The organism is Corallococcus sp. AS-1-12 (assembly GCF_020036995.1).
In the GTDB taxonomy this organism is placed as follows: domain Bacteria; phylum Myxococcota; class Myxococcia; order Myxococcales; family Myxococcaceae; genus Corallococcus.
The window spans coordinates 542,371-556,689 of sequence record NZ_JAIQDD010000004.1 but is presented as its reverse complement, the minus strand read 5'-3'; the positions used below and the strand labels follow the sequence as shown (position 1 = coordinate 556,689).

Below are 14,319 nucleotides of genomic sequence, written 5' to 3'. Positions count from 1 at the left end.
CTCAGGCCGGCCGCTCCACCTTGCCGTCCGCGTGCCGCGCGAAGCGGCCCTCCTCCCGCGCGTGCACCGGGTCGTGGCTGGGCCACGGCCAGCCGCCGAAGCCCGTGCGCTGGTAGTCCGCGAAGGCCTGTTGGATCTCCTGCCGCGAGTTCATCACGAACGGGCCGTACTGCACGACCGGCTCGCCAATGGGCTTGCCCTGGAGCAGGAGCAGCTCCGCCGTCTCCGGCCCGTTCTCCAGCACCACGTCCACGTCCGCGCGCAGCTCGACGGCGCTCCTCGCCGGCACCGCCCGGCCGCCCACCTTCATCCCCGCGCCCAGGAAGAAGTAGAGCATCCGGTTCGTGCCGCGCTTCGCGGCCGGCAGCGTCCAGCGCGCGCCCGGCTCCATCTTCAGCGTCCAGATGGCCACGTCCGCGTCCGGGTTCGCGGCCCACGACCGGGGCGGCGACGGCGGCGCCTGGAGGTCCCCCAGGTTGCCCGCCACCACGGTGACGTTCGTGACGCGGCCCGCGTCGTCCTTCGCCACGTGGCGCGGGATGACGTGGTTCCACAGCATGGAGAAGTGCGCGGGCACCATCTTGTTGGCGCGCGGCAGGTTGAGCCAGATTTGAAACAGCTCGATGTGGTTGCCCTGGTCCTGCTTGAGCAACGGGAACATCTCCGAGTGGTTGATGCCGCCGCCCGCGGTGAGCCACTGCACGTCGCCCTCGCCGAAGCGCGCCGCCGCGCCCAGCGAATCCGAGTGGTCCAGCAGCCCGTTGCGCACGATGGTCACCGTCTCGAAGCCCCGGTGCGGGTGCTGCGGGAAGCCCGGCACCACGGTGCCGTGGTACATGTTCCAGCCGTCCCGCCCCGCGAAGTCCTGGCCGATGTCCCGGCCCGCGAGCGACGCCCTGGGCCCCAGTTGCTCGTTGCCCTGGGGGTAGCGGTCGTCATGGTGCACGCAGAAGAGGAACGGATCCGGCGTGCGCCACGGGGTGGGGGACGGCCCCAGCGCGTCCACGCGGACCACGGCCTCCGGTTGCTGTGCCTGCTGCTGACCCATCTTCGACTCCTCCGCCTTTCCCGAGCCGCGTGAACACCCCGCGACGGTGGTGACACCCGCCGCCGCGATGAGCTTCAGCGCTGCCCTCCGGCTCACTTCATCCACGGTCCACCTCGCGCTCCATGCCGTTGGGGCCGCCCATTCTACCTAACGTCGCCGCCTTCCCGGCGCCCGGCCTGCCTGCATGGCCGGCGGTTCACCCCTGGTGGGACGCCCCGGAGGCCCCTACGCTCCCGCGCGGGTCCGCCCGACGGGCATCGCACGGAGTCCACCGCCTTGGCGGTCAACGTCAGCCGCTTCCACGAGGTCTTCCGCTACCAGTCCCGCGCGCCGGTGCCGGCGCTGCTCGAGGACCTGGAGGTCCTTGCCCACCTGGACGCCCGCGCGGAAGGGCAGCGGCGCGCCTTGCTGTGGGGCGGCGGGCTCGCCGTGATTCCCGGCGGGGTGATGGCCCTGCTGGCCTACGGCGTGTGGGCGGGCAACGTGGAGGCGGAGACCAGCGCCTCCGAGGCCGCGGAGCAGCTCCTGGCGCTCACGGGCGCGGTGGGCGGAGCGCTGCTCGTCGTGGGGCTGCTCCTCTTCCTGTGGCGCTACACCCTCAGGCCGCGCGACCTGGACAACCGGCGCTACGGCCTGGCCCAGGTGCTGCTCCGGCGCCTGGAGCTGGACCTGGCCCCGGACGCGCCGGTGCGGCTCAAGCTGGACCTGCGCCCGCCGGACGCGCTCGACAAGCGCGTGAAGCAGGACCTGGTGGGCTGGTGGAGCACGGACTTCTTCGTGGACCCGTGGTTCATGCTGGAGACCCGGTTGGCGGACGGCGCCTTCGTGCGGATCCGCATGGTGGAGCGGCTCCAGAAGCGCGAGCGCTCCAAGACGAGCGCCAGCGGCAAGACGAAGACGAAGACGAAGCGCAAGGGCTTCGCCCGGCTGGAGGTGTCCGTGCGCGTGAAGCCGGAGCGCTACCCCGGTCTGGAGCGGCTCAAGGTGCGCGCCACCGCCGCCACGCGCCTGCCCCGGAAGGTCGAGCTGGAGCGGGTGCGCGTCGCCGCGGGCCGGCTGTCCCTGCGCGCCCGGCTGTCCGACCAGTGGGTGGCGCGGGCCGGCCGCGAGCCGGGCTCGCCGGAGACGCCCGCCTTCTGGAAGCAGGCGCTGGAGCAGGACGACGCGTCCCGCACCGCGACGATGATGCTCCTGAGCATCTACCAGGTGCTGGGCTCCACCCGCGGACGCGCGAAGCAGCGGGCCGTGCTCCGCCGCCAGCCGGTTTGACCCGCCCGGGAGCGCCTCCTACGCTCGCGCGCGGCTTTCCCTGAACAAGGCTCCTCTCCCGTGGCGTTCGACCCCTCCGCGTTCCAGAAGACGTATGTGTACGAAGCCCGCGCCACGGTGCCGGAGGTGCTGGCCGACCTGAAGGCCCTGGGGGAGCTGGACGCGCGAGCGGAAGGGAAGCGGCGCACGCTGTGGATCGCCGCCTGGGGCCTGCTGGCCTTCAGCGTCGCCGGCTGCGCGCTGCTGTCCGTCGTGGTGGGACAGCTCTCGTTCGCCCGGCAGGACGCGCTGGCGGGGATGCCGTGGCTCGTGGGCGTGGCGAGCTTCGTCGCGGGCATCGTCCTCTTCATCGTCCGGGGCAGCACGAGCCGCACGGACCTGGACAACCGGCGCTATGGATTGCTGGCCACGCTGCTGAAGCGCTTCCAGGTGGACCTGGACGCGAGCGCGCCGGTGGACGTGAAGCTGGACCTGGCGCCCGTGGACGACGCGCGCAAGTGCGTGGGCAAGCGCAAGCGGGGCCGGTGGGACAGCGAGGACTTCACGGACACGTGGCTGTCTTTGCACGGGCGCTTCGCGGACGGCACGCACCTGCACCTGTCCGCCGTCGAGCACCTGCAGAAGCGCAGGCGCACCGGCCGTGGCAGCAGCGGCAAGACGAAGCTCAAGACCAAGCGCAAGGGCAAGACGCTGCTCCAGGTGGGGCTGCGCGTGAAGCCGGAGCGCTTCCCCGGGCTGGCGGAGCAACGCGCGAACGCGAAGAAGGCCGCGAAGCTGCCCCCGGGCGTCGCGCTGTCGCGGCTGGACGTGGCGCAAGACCGGGTGGCGATGCGCGCGGTGCTGGATCAGGAGTGGACCGTCCTGACGACGAAGCCCGCCCCTCCCGCCGGCACGACGCCCCAGGCGGGGAGGCTTCCGGCGCGCCAGGACGCGGCGCGCGCCGCTACGATGATGCTCTTGAGCCTCTACCAGGTGCTCAACCACTCCCGCTCCCGGAGCCAGCCCGGGAAATCGAGGTCCACGCCGTGAAGCTTCGTGTCCTGTTCCTCGTGGGCCTGGGAGTGCTGGGGGCCTCGGCGTGCCAGCAGGGAAGTGCCCCCGCCCCCGCGCCGCACACCCAGGCGATCCCCGCCAACGCCGCCGCTTCCGCCGCCGAGCCGAAGGAGGCGGGCGCCAAGCTCAAGTTCAAGGATGGCGATGACCGCGAGCGCTTCTCGCTCAAGCCCAAGGACGACGGCGCGAAGCTCGTCGACGGCTCGGACCAGGAGGTCGCCCGCTACAAGTGGAAGGGCGGCGAGCTCAAGGTGTCCGGTCCGGACGACACGGTGCTGGCCTATGTGACGGGCGGCCCGGACGCGTACCAGGTGAAGGACGCCGCGCGCTCGGCGGTGCGCTACACGCTCGCGCGCGAGGGCGCCGGGTGGAAGCTCACGGATGCGCAGGGCGCGGTGCTCTACACCGTGGCCCCTGACGGCGGCGGCGCGTCCGTGAAGGGCGCTTCCGGCGCGGAGGCGGTCCACGTGAAGGTGCGCGACGGCAAGCTGTCCCTGCGCGACCCCTCCGGCAAGACGGTGCTCGCCACCAAGCAGCCGGTGTCGCCGGAGGCCGCCGCGTGCCTCGGCTTCGATTCGCTGGACCTGCCCCTGCGCATGGCCCTGCTGTTCCGCCTCCAGACCCCCGCGGGCGCCGCGTCGCCCTGAGCCTCCCAAGCCATGTCCCCTTCCTTCGCTTCCGCAGAGCAGTGCCAGGAGACCTCCGGCTTCCTCTTCTCCCACCCGTGTGAGCGGGGGGCGACCACGCAGTGCATGCGCTGCCAGAAGGCCATCTGCCTGCTGCACATGCGCACGCTCGACGGCGAGGAGACGGTCTGCGTGACGTGCGCGCGCGCCGCCGACAACGGCGACGAGAACCGCGACCCCTCCGACACCTCCGACTACGACGAGGACGACCCCAGCTACTACTACGAGGACTACGGCTACTACGGCCGCGACGCGTGGCGCGGCTCCGGGTCCTCGTCCTCCGGCAGCGACCCCAACGACTTCACCGAGGCCGACGGCGAGAGCGTGCGGCGCGAGGACGACGCCTCCTTCGAGGAGGACCTGGGCGGGAGCTGAGCGTGGCCGCGCGACGCCGGCACTGGCGCCTCTACGCGCTCGGCGGAGGCCTGGGGCACCTGACGCGCGCCGCGGCCCTGGCCCGCGCGGCCGTGGCCCGGGGCCACGCGGTGGACCTGCTCACCAACAGCCCGTTCGCCCCCGGCCTGCCCCTGGAGTCGTGGCTGGGCCCCGGCGCCACCGTGCACCGCGTGGACGCGCGGCTGGACAAGGCCGCCACCGTGGCGGCGGTGGGCGCGTGGCTCGCGGAGTCCACGCCGGACGTGCTGGTGGTGGACACCTTTCCCCGAGGGCTCGCCGGGGAGCTGGTGGCGCTGCTGCCCACGGTGCGCGCGCCGCGCGTGTTGGTGCACCGCGACCTGAACCCCGTCTACGTGGAGCGCTTCGACGTGGCCCGCGCCGTGGACGCGTTCGACCTGCTCGTCGTGCCCGGTGAGGACGCGCCCTTCATGCACCACCCGCGCGCGGTGCGCACGGCGCCGTGGCTGCTCCTGGACGCGGACGCGTGCCTGTCCCAGGTGGAGGCCCGGCGGCGGCTGGGGCTGGATGACGGGGACTCGCGGCCCCTGGTGGCGGTGATGGGCTGTGGGCGCCCGGAGGAGGTGGCGGAGGCCGGGGAGACGGTGGCCCGGCTGCGCGCGTCGCTCACCCCCCATGCGGAGGTGCTGTGGCTCGTCCCCACTCCCCACGAAGGCGGGCTGACGGTCTGGCCCGCGCTCGAGGTGCTGCGAGGCGTGGACGTGCTGGTGGGCGCGGGGGGCTACAACACCGTGCAGGAGGCCCGGGCCACCGGGACGCCGCTGGTGGCCTGGGCGCGGCCCCGGCTCTATGACCGGCAGGCCCTGCGGTTGAAGGCGGCGGAGCGGGTGGAGGACGCGGCGGAGCTGGAGGCGAAGGTCTCGTCCCTGCTCCTGCACCAGGCCGGGCCCCCGCGCCCCTCGACCTGGGTCAACGGCGTCCACGCGGCGGTGGAGGCCATCGAGCGCGTCGCGCGCTAGTGCTTGAAGCCCTGGTGGCCGGTGGCCGGCTCGATGCCGTGGGCCATGATGAAGTGGTACATCACCTGCGGGTCCTCCTTGGGGCCGCCCATCAGCTCCACCAGGAAGTGGCCCGCCTGCGGATCCGCGTCCGGATCCGGGGAGATGGTGACCTCGGAGACCTCGCGGCCCACCATCACCATCTCGCCCACCAGGGACTTGCCCTTGATGAGCTGGAGGACGTGCTGGCGCTCCTCTTCCATCAGCATCCAGTGGAAGTCGTCATGGTCGAACAGGGTCATGTCGGGGGAGCCACACCGCAGGATGCAGTTGGTGTGCTCCTGGAGCCAGCGCCAGAAGGCATCGAAGTTCAGGGTGCGGGCCGGTGGTGCGAGCAGATCCATCGGGTGACCTCATCGAGAAGAGCAGGCGCCCGAGCGCCGGGTGCGCATCGGGCCGCGTGTCCGTGCTGACTAACATGGCCGGGCCTCGGGAGGCCGGCTCCTTTTGGGGGCCCCGTCCGGGGGCGGCGGCCCGCCAGCAGCCGGGGCGCGAATCCACGAAATCGGACGCTTGTTGCTTTCCTGGGAAGAGGGCGGCGACCAACTGGGTTGGCGCGGCCCGGAGGGAGGATGCGCGACCATGACGAAGCGGGACGCCAGCCGGAGGTTCGCGCGGAGGCCGCGATGAGCCTTCGCGCCTTCTTTTCCACCGTGGTGGGTGGGTTGGTCCTGCTCACGACGGTGTCCGCCACCCTGCTCGTGGTGCTGACGACCGCCCTGGAGCACATGGCTTCCACGCTGAGTGAATCCGTGGAAGGCGTCCGGCAGGCCGAGGAGCTGGAGGTGGACCTGCTCGTCCACTCGCGGCTGCTGGCGTCGCCGGGGACCCCCATGGTGGCGGACCCGTCGCGCGGGCGCTCGCCTCCCCAAATCGAGTCCGACCTGCGCCGCCAGATGGTGGAGATGCACGCCATCGCGTCCACGGACGAGGAGCGCCAGACCGTGACGGAGGTGCAGCGGCAGGTCTACGCCTACCTGGCCGCGCAGCATGCGCCGCTCGGTCCGGGGGTGACCGCGGCCCAGCACGACGCGTCCGCCATGGCCTCGCTGGACGCGGCGCTGCGCTCGCTGGAGCGCCTCATCCAGATCAACGTGGACCAGGCGCAGGAGGCCCGGCAGAGCGCGGCGCGCTGGAGCGAGATGGCGGACGTGCTGGGCCTGGTGCTGGGCCTGCTGGTCCTGTCGACGCTGGGCCTGGTGGTCTTCTGGCTGAGGCGCTTCGCGCTGCGCCCGGTGACGGCGCTGCGCAGCGCGATGGCCGGCTTCGGCCGGGGCGGGCGGCACCTGCGCGCGCCCGAGGAGGGCCCGCTGGAGATCCGCGACATGGCCCACACCTTCAACGAGATGGCGGACAGCCTGACCCACCAGCAGGAGCAGCAACTGGCGTTCCTGGCGGGCGTGGCGCACGACCTGCGCAACCCCCTGTCCGCGCTGAAGCTGTCCACCGCGCTGACGGGCCGCGGAGAGGTCACCCCGGAGCGGATGCAGCGCACGCTGGCGCTGGTGCGCCGTCAGGTGGCGCGCCTGGACCGGATGGTGGGGGACCTGCTGGACGCGACCCGCATCGAGGCCGGCAAGCTGGAGCTCCAGCCGGAGGTGCGCGACACGCGCGAGCTGGCGCGCTCCGTGGTGGAGCTGTACCAGTCCAACGACTCCGGGCACACGCTGGAGCTGGTGGTGCCGGACAGCCCGGTGCTGGTGCGCGCGGACCCCGCCCGGCTGGAGCAGGTGCTGAACAACCTGGTGAGCAACGCGCTCAAGTACTCCCCGTCCGGCAGCCGCGTGGAGGTGTCCGTGCGCGGAGAAGCGGAGCACGTGGTGCTGGCCGTGGAGGACCAGGGCATCGGCATGTCGCCGGACGAACTCCAGGGGCTCTTCATCCCGTTCCAGCGCGCGGGCAACGCGAAGCAGCGCGCCCCGGGCGTGGGGCTGGGGCTGTCGGTGTCGCGGCGGATCATCGAGGCGCACGGCGGCCGCATCGAGGTGCAGAGCCAGCCCGGCCAGGGCTCCGTGTTCCGCGTCCACATGGCCCGGGTGTCCGCCGGCCCGCCGAAGTCGCCCGTGCCCTCCGACGAGGAGGAGCCCGCCAGCGAGGGCCCTGGCGCGATGCACTGAAGGCCAGGGCAACCGTTGCCTGAAGCGGGCCCGGGTGAAGTGGAGGGATGCGCCCGGGCGGGGCAGGGCGTACCTTGCGGCCCCATGTCAGGAGCCGTCTGGATGATGAAGCGTTCCTACCGGGTCGTGCCGCTGGCCGCCGCCCTGCTGGTGCTGGGAGGGTGCGCGGGGCGCACGCGGACCGAGCCCCCCGTGTCCCCCGCCGCGCCCGTGCGGGAGGCGCCGTCCTCCGTCGTCCAGTCCCAGGAGGGGGGCTTCAGCGTGACGTTCCCCGGCCCCGTCACCGAGGAGCGGCGCGTGCAGCCCACGGACGTGGGCGAGGTGACGTTGCACACGTTCATCGCCGCGCGCACGCAGGAGGACACCGCCTACTACGTCTCCTATACGGACTTCCCGCTCGCGGCGGTGGCGCAGGTGCGCCCGCGCGACGTGGTGGACCGCGCCAGCCAGGGCGCGCTGGAGGCCCTGGGGGCGACGGCCATCAGCGCGAAGCCGCTGGAGATGGAGGGCGGCTTCCCGGGCCAGGAGGTGGGCGGCGTGTCCGGTTCGCGCCGCCTCCGGGGCCGCTTCTTCATGGTGGGCCCGCGCCTGTACCAGCAGCTCCTGCTGCACCCGGAGGGACGCGCGCCCGAGGACGCGGACCGCTTCTTCGACTCGTTCCGCCTGGACCCGGCCGTGGTGGGCCAGTTGAGTCAGCGCACCACCGGCGGCTGAGGGGCTCGCGTTTCTTCAGTGCAGCGGGTGCACGAAGCGGCGCACCCCGGCGAGCAGGGCCTCGCGGTCGAAGGGCTTGGAGAGCACCTCGCGGATGGCGGGGTGGCGCTCCTCGCTGGAGCTGATGGCCATCACGGGGAGGTCCGCGAAGCGGGGCTCGCGGCGCAGCGTGTCCAGCAGCCGCCAACTGTCCTTGCGCGGCGTCCACATGTCCACCAGCACCAGCGCGGGGCTCGGGTGCGCTCCCAGCCACGCGAGCGCCTGGTCGCCGTTCTCCGTGGCCGCGACGGTGTGCCCTTCGGCGAGGAGGATCTCCACGAGCGCGTCGCGCAGGTCGCTGTCTTCCTCGACGAGGAGGAGGGTGGGGGGCGCGCGGCTCATGGGCCCGACGCATAGGGCAATCGCGTGGGGAGTGACAGGGAACATCTGCCGGGTGTGACCGGCAGCGCACGGCGCGTGCTTCAGCGCTCGTCGAACATGGCCTGGAGCACGCGCCAGGCGAGCTTCAACTCGGAGCCGGAGCGGCACGCGAGGAAGTCGCAGATCTCCGCCACGCCGTCCGTGCGCTCCAGGTCGAACGAGTGGAAGAGCGTCTTGAGCGACACGTCCAACCCCACGGACAGCTTGCCCAGCGTGTCGAGCGATGGAGAGAAGGCGCCCCGCTCGATGCGGCGGATGGCGTCCACCGACAGGTCACAGCGCTCGGCGAGAGCCTCCTGCGTGAGCGCACGGCTGTTGCGCATGCCTCGCACGTGATTGCCAAACCGCCGGTGGAGCTTCGTCCACGTCGTGAGCCTGTTCTTCGCCATATTCGCGGCGGATAATTTGGGGGCGCGCCGCGCCATGTGAAGGGAGCATGTTCGCGGCCTGACCCTGCATTTGCACTGGGGTACGGGAAACCGGTTCTTCCACCGGGGGGGCTGGCCAGGACGTGTGCTCCCGGACGGATTCAATGTCCGGGAGGTCACGCCGGGGCGGCTCGCGAGGCGGCCAGGCGTGGGGTCCAGAACATGCGTGTCCCCGGGCTTTCGTCTACGCTCCCGGGCCACATGACGGTTCTCGATGTCTCGCGCGGGCGCTGGCGGGCGGGGTTGCTCGCTGTCCTGGCGGGGGCCCTGCTCCCCGGGTGCGAGTCCCGCACACCCCCTCACCGCTTCCCCCTGACGCTGCCGCCCGCGACGGACTCCGTGCCGCCGCCAGGAGCGGGTGTCTCGCGGCCCGCCTCCGAGGAGGCGCGACCTTCCGAGGCTCCCGGGTCCCCGGTGACGGGTGCGGCTTCGCCCCGGGTGGTGCCCGCTTCCGCGAGCCTGCCCGCGCAGGCTCCCAGCAAGGCGCGGCCGGTGGCGCGCTCCGCGTTCCGCGCGCTGCCGCCCACCACCGAGCGCGCCGGACACCTGCACGCGCTGGCCACGCGGCTGAAGGCCCCGGGCGGCGCGGTGGAGGACCCCTGTCTGGAGCAGGGGGACGCCGGCTGCGCGCGGTCCGCGCTGACGCCGTTCTTCACCGCGCTGGACGGGCTCGTCCAGGCTCCGGGGGCGGCGCCCACGGTCATCGCCGCGTTCGGCAACTCGCTCATCGCGGGGGACCGCATCGTGGACGTGGTCCGCGAGGAGCTGGTGGCGGGCTTCGGCGGCGCGGGGCGGGGTGTGCTGCTGGTGGACCGCATGGCCCCGTACGGCGGACGGGGGCGCACGGCCGCCGTGAGCCACGGCTGGCAGCCGCGCACGCTGGGCGAGCTGAAGGCGCCGCCGCACCCGTTCGGCATCACCGGCGTGTATCACCTGGCCACGGAGGACCGCGCCCGGGGCCGCTTCAAGCTGGAGGGCGAGCCGCGCGGGACGCTGTGGTGGAAGGACGTGAAGGGCGCGGGCCGCCTCGTCGTGTCCGTGGATGGCGCGGTGCTGACTCGCACGGAGCCCCAGGAGGACGGGGCCAGCCGCACCACGTCCTTCGATTTGCCCGCGGGCGCGAAGTGGCTGGACATCACCGCGGAGGGCAAGGGCGCCATCGTGCAGGGCGTGGTGCTCCAGAAGGACGGGCCCGGCATCGTGCTGGACATGCTCGGCGTGCCGTCCGCGGACGCCACGCTGTATGCCCGGCTGGAGGAGGACGCGCTGAAGGCGCAGCTTGCCCAGCGCGACCCGAAGCTGCTGCTCTTCTTCCTGGGCGGCAACGAGTCCAAGCGCCTGGAGTGGAAGCGCACGGACCTGCCCACCGTGCGCCAGGACCTGGCCGCGCTGCTGCGCCGCGCCCGCGCCGCCGCGCCCGGCAGCGCGTGCCTGGTGGTGGGCCCCATGGACGCGGTGCGGGACGGGCACGCGAAGGGCAAGCCCCTGACGCAGCGGCTGTTCCTGGTGGCCGCCATCCAGGCCGAGCGCGAGGTGGCGCTCGCCGAGGGCTGCGGCTTCTTCGACCTCTACGCGGCGATGGGCGGCGCGGGGTCGCTCGAGCGCTTCAACCAGGCGGGGTTCATGCACGATGATTTGGTGCATCCGCGGGGGCAGGGATTGGACCTGCTGGGGCAGGTGGTCTCGGACGCGCTGCTCGCGGGCTGGGTGAACGAGGGCGCGGTGCCGGCGCTCACGACCGCGAGTGAAGAGGCCGCGGACACCGGCGCGAGCAGCGAGACCGCGGAGGTGGTGCCATGAAGCGGCTCTTCGTCGCGCTGTGGGTGTTGCTGGAGGCGGGGCCCGCGTTCGCGCAGGCGACCGCCGTGAAGCCCCCGCTGGAGGCCAGCGCGAAGGCCGCGCCGGAGCCGGACGCGAAGGCCTCCGAGTTCCCTCCGGAGGTGCAGCGCGCGCTGGACGCGCTGGTGCGCGCGGACCTGAAGCAGGGCCCCACCGCGGGCCTGTCCGTGGGCGTGATGCGGGGCGGCCAGCGGTGGATGAACGGCTACGGCTACCGCGACCTGGCGAAGAAGCTGCCGGCCACGGTGCGCACCACGTACCGCATGGCGTCCATCACCAAGTCCTTCACGGCGGTGGCCGTGATGCAGTTGGCGCAGGCGGGCAAGCTGGACCTGGACGCGGACATCCACACGCTGGTGCCCGAGTACCCGGTGAAGCAGTGGCCGGTGACGGTGCGGCAGTTGCTGGGCCACCTGGGCGGGGTGCCCACCTACGACAGCCCGAGCGCCGGCAACAACACGAAGCCGGTGACGACGAAGGAGGCCATCGGGCTGTTCGCGGACCGGCCGCTCGTGTCGGAGCCGGGCACGCGCTACCTGTACACGACGTGGGGCTTCAACCTGCTGGGCGCGGCGGTGGAGACGGCCTCCGGCCAGTCCTACCGCGAGTACCTGCGCGACCACGTCTTCGGCCCCGCGAACATGAGCCACGCGGACGTGGACGAGATCAGCACGCGCGACGCGCAGCAGGCGGTGGGCTACCGGGTGTCGGGCGCCACGCTGAAGCCCTCGCGCTTCCTGGACGTCACCAGCCGCTTCGCGGGCGGCGGCACGCGCGCGACGGTGGAGGACCTGCTGGGCTTCGCGCGCGCGGTGCTGGACCACAAGCTGGTGTCGCGCGAGACGATGGGCCGCATGCAGGCGACGATGGTGACGCGCGACGGGCACATCACCGACTACGGCATGGGCTTCGCGACCTATCCGCTGCGCGGCCACTACATCGTCGCGCACGCGGGCGGGCAGCCGGAGACGACGACGCTGCTGGTGCTGCTGCCGGCGGAGGACACGGCCATCGCGCTCGCCACCAACGTGGAGGACGAGGCGAAGCGGCTGCGCCGGCTGTCCATCCGGTTGATGGAGACGGTGCTGGACGAGGGCGCGCCGGCCCGGGGCGGACACTTCACGGACCCGGTGGACGCGGTCGTCTACGAGGGCATGGGGCGGCTGGCGAGCTACGGGCTCGCGTACCACGACTGGGCCACGCGCGGGCCGGGCACGCTGCCGCCGGAGACGGACCTGGCGGGAGCGTTCGCGAAGGTGTCGTCGCTCTTCGACCGGGCGGCGATCGCCCGGGACGGCCGGGGCGCGATGGAGCGGATCCGCGGCGCGCACGAGCCGCGCGCGGAGTCGCTCTTCATCCGCGTGGGCGCGCATATGGCGGCCACGGTGGAGAAGGCGATGGGCGCGGAGCGGCTGCGCGCGTACCGGACGCAGGGCGCGGCGGGCTTCTTCGCGGACTACCTGTCGGCGTGTGAGACGCTGAAGTGTCCGGAGGCGGAGCGCTTCAGCCCGTCCGTGCGGAGCGACGTGGCGCGCTTCGTCGCGGGGTGGAGGCGCGCGGAGGTGCCGGCGCTGAAGCGCACGCGCCTGGAGGCGATGAAGGATCCGGAGCGGCTGTGGCCGGCGCTGAAGGAGGCGGCGGTGCGCGCCCCCGCCGTGCGACCCGACTACACGGACGAGCTGCTGACGCTGGCGGACCGCGCGAAGCGCAAGCCGGTGGACCGGATGCGCTGGTTGGAGCGAGCGACGGAGCTGCATCCGGAGTCGATGGACGCGCACCTGGCGCGGGCGGTGGGGTTGATGGAGGCGGACCGGGAGCCGGAGGCGATTCCCCACGTGCGTGAGGCGTTCGAGACGCCGGAGGGGTCGCTGGTGCTGTCGCCCACGGGGTTCCTGAAGCGGCTGTTGGACACGCGTTCGCCGAAGGTGGCGCGGGGCCTGTTGCGCGCGGCGGTGACGCTGCATCCGGACGCGCCGGAGCTGTGGGACGCGCTGGCGAAGCGCGAGCGGGCCCTGGGCGACGCGGGCGCGGCGAAGGCGGCCCTGGCCCAGGCGAAGCGGGCCCGTCAAGTCCGGGCCGCGCAGGAGGCCCGGGCCCCGAAAGCGCAGCCAGGCGTCGTGGCACCCGCGGGCAGCGCGCCGGCACAGGACAAGGCTGGGAGCACGTCCCCCACGGTGCCGGTGGATCCGGAGTCCGCGCCAGAGCCGTAGCGCCCGCGACCGGGCATCCCGGGACGGCACGACTCCCAAGCCTCCGGACACGGAGGTTGTCCCTGGCGCTGAGAAGGTGAGAGCCCTGCCGCGTCCACCCGGCGGAGGCGGGCCGTGGAAACCTGTCCGACAGTCGGACAGGTTTTGAGACCGCGCGGCCGGGAGCTCCGCTCCATCGGCTGTGCTCATGACGGGGTCCGAGCCGTGCGAGGATGCGCGGCGATGACGCCTTCCTGTCCTTCCTGTCAGGCCCCCTTCACCCCCGGCGCGGAGACGTGCGCGCGGTGCGGGGCCTCGCTGCTGGTGGCCCCGGCTCCCGGCGGCGCCGAGCCCGTCTGCGCCGTGCACCCTGAGTGGCTCAGCGTGGCCACCTGCCCTCGCTGTGGCGTGTTCGCCTGCGCCCGCTGCATTCGACAGGGGCCCGAGGGCACCGTCTGCGCCACCTGCCTTGACCGTGAACCCCTGGGCCAACTGCCCTGGGACCAGCGCGCGGAGCTGGGGACGCTCAAGGCCTTCTGGCGGACGTGCTTCGGCATGCTGATGCGGCCCACGGAGACCCTCCGGGGCGTCAACCCCGACGCGCCCGTGAGCAGCTCCATGGGCTTCGTGATGCTGTCGGCGATCGCCGGCTTCCTGTCGACAGGCCTCGTCTACACCGCGCTCATCGGCGTCATCATGGGCTTCATCCCGGAGACGGAGACGGGCGGGAGCGGCGCGGATCCAAAGACCGTCAAGCTCTGGATGACCGTCGGCATGGCGGCCTGGACCGTGCTCATGCCCGTGTTCAGCACCGGCATGACCCTGGTGAACGCGGGCCTGGACCACCTCATCCTCCGCATGGGCGGCGTGGAGCGCGGCTTCTCCGTGACCCTGCGCGCGCACGCCATGTCCCAGGCTCCGTACATCGTCGGCGTCATTCCCTTCGTCGCCGTGTACGCCGCGCCCTTCTGGGCCATGGGCCTGCGCGCCTTCACCTACCGCACGCTGCATCGCACCAGTTGGGGCACGGCGCTCGCGGGCGCGCTCCTGGTGCCCGTGCTCTCCTGCTGCCTCTGCGGTGGCGTCTACGGCGCCATCGTGCTCGCGGCCCTCAAGAGCACGGGGCAGATGTGAGGAGCGGCTC

General features: G+C 72.8%; 14 protein-coding genes. 10 read left to right on the top strand and 4 right to left on the bottom strand.

Translation table 11 applies throughout. The features are described 5' to 3' along the window. Position 1: 1 nt before the first annotated feature. Positions 2 to 1,048 (bottom strand): pirin family protein, encoded by a 1,047-nt coding sequence (locus tag K8556_RS09595; protein WP_223739754.1) that lies wholly within the window; start codon positions 1,046 to 1,048, stop codon positions 2 to 4. 276 nt (positions 1,049 to 1,324) lie between these two features. On the opposite strand from K8556_RS09595, the gene K8556_RS09590 reads away from it, so the two are divergent. From K8556_RS09590 to K8556_RS09570, 5 genes are read left to right on the top strand one after another with little or no spacing between them, the layout of a single operon-like run. Further along, entirely contained in the window at positions 1,325 to 2,317 is a 993-nt protein-coding gene (locus K8556_RS09590; protein ID WP_223739721.1) for a hypothetical protein, read from the top strand. Between the two features lie 60 nt (positions 2,318 to 2,377). Further along, on the top strand, positions 2,378 to 3,346 hold the full coding sequence (locus tag K8556_RS09585) for a hypothetical protein (RefSeq protein WP_223739720.1): 969 nt from the start codon (positions 2,378 to 2,380) through the stop codon (positions 3,344 to 3,346). Continuing rightward, entirely contained in the window at positions 3,343 to 4,017 is a 675-nt protein-coding gene (locus K8556_RS09580) for a hypothetical protein (RefSeq protein ID WP_223739719.1), read from the top strand. The genes K8556_RS09585 and K8556_RS09580 overlap by 4 nt, the downstream gene beginning before the upstream one ends. 12 nt (positions 4,018 to 4,029) lie before the next feature. Then, positions 4,030 to 4,431 (top strand): hypothetical protein, encoded by a 402-nt coding sequence (locus tag K8556_RS09575; RefSeq protein ID WP_223739718.1) that lies wholly within the window; start codon positions 4,030 to 4,032, stop codon positions 4,429 to 4,431. A gap of 2 nt (positions 4,432 to 4,433) precedes the next feature. Then, positions 4,434 to 5,429, top strand: a complete 996-nt coding sequence (locus K8556_RS09570) for a hypothetical protein (RefSeq protein ID WP_223739717.1) — start codon at positions 4,434 to 4,436, stop codon at positions 5,427 to 5,429. Here K8556_RS09570 and K8556_RS09565 read toward each other — a convergent pair. Then, entirely contained in the window at positions 5,426 to 5,812 is a 387-nt protein-coding gene (locus tag K8556_RS09565) for a serine/threonine protein kinase (protein WP_223739716.1), read from the bottom strand. The two genes, K8556_RS09570 and K8556_RS09565, sit on opposite strands and share 4 nt — an antisense overlap. A gap of 228 nt (positions 5,813 to 6,040) precedes the next feature. Here K8556_RS09565 and K8556_RS09560 point away from each other — a divergent pair, with 228 nt between their 5' ends. Next, positions 6,041 to 7,585, top strand: coding sequence for an ATP-binding protein (locus tag K8556_RS09560; protein WP_370639904.1), 1,545 nt, complete (start codon positions 6,041 to 6,043; stop codon positions 7,583 to 7,585). A gap of 102 nt (positions 7,586 to 7,687) precedes the next feature. Further along, the gene (locus K8556_RS09555) at positions 7,688 to 8,299 is read left to right on the top strand and encodes a hypothetical protein (protein ID WP_223739715.1); all 612 of its coding nucleotides are present in this window, start codon (positions 7,688 to 7,690) and stop codon (positions 8,297 to 8,299) included. 15 nt (positions 8,300 to 8,314) lie between these two features. Here K8556_RS09555 and K8556_RS09550 read toward each other — a convergent pair whose 3' ends face one another. Together K8556_RS09550 and K8556_RS09545 are read right to left on the bottom strand one after the other, a co-directional pair. Next, positions 8,315 to 8,680, bottom strand: coding sequence for a response regulator (locus tag K8556_RS09550; RefSeq protein WP_223739714.1), 366 nt, complete (start codon positions 8,678 to 8,680; stop codon positions 8,315 to 8,317). Between the two features lie 80 nt (positions 8,681 to 8,760). Further along, the gene (locus tag K8556_RS09545; protein WP_223739713.1) at positions 8,761 to 9,108 is read right to left on the bottom strand and encodes a helix-turn-helix domain-containing protein; all 348 of its coding nucleotides are present in this window, start codon (positions 9,106 to 9,108) and stop codon (positions 8,761 to 8,763) included. A gap of 453 nt (positions 9,109 to 9,561) precedes the next feature. Between K8556_RS09545 and K8556_RS09540 the strand changes: the two genes are divergently transcribed. The 3 genes from K8556_RS09540 to K8556_RS09530 all read left to right on the top strand — a co-directional run bounded on the left by K8556_RS09540 (position 9,562) and on the right by K8556_RS09530 (position 14,309). Then, positions 9,562 to 10,947 carry a GDSL-type esterase/lipase family protein gene (locus K8556_RS09540; RefSeq protein ID WP_223739712.1) on the top strand — a complete coding sequence of 462 codons (1,386 nt, stop codon included), beginning with the start codon at positions 9,562 to 9,564 and terminating at the stop codon, positions 10,945 to 10,947. Then, positions 10,944 to 13,196: a serine hydrolase domain-containing protein gene (locus tag K8556_RS09535; protein ID WP_223739711.1), complete on the top strand. Its 2,253-nt coding sequence runs from the start codon at positions 10,944 to 10,946 to the stop codon at positions 13,194 to 13,196. The genes K8556_RS09540 and K8556_RS09535 overlap by 4 nt, the downstream gene beginning before the upstream one ends. 222 nt (positions 13,197 to 13,418) lie before the next feature. Then, positions 13,419 to 14,309 (top strand): zinc ribbon domain-containing protein, encoded by an 891-nt coding sequence (locus K8556_RS09530; RefSeq protein ID WP_223739710.1) that lies wholly within the window; start codon positions 13,419 to 13,421, stop codon positions 14,307 to 14,309. The last annotated feature ends 10 nt before the right edge of the window (positions 14,310 to 14,319 follow it).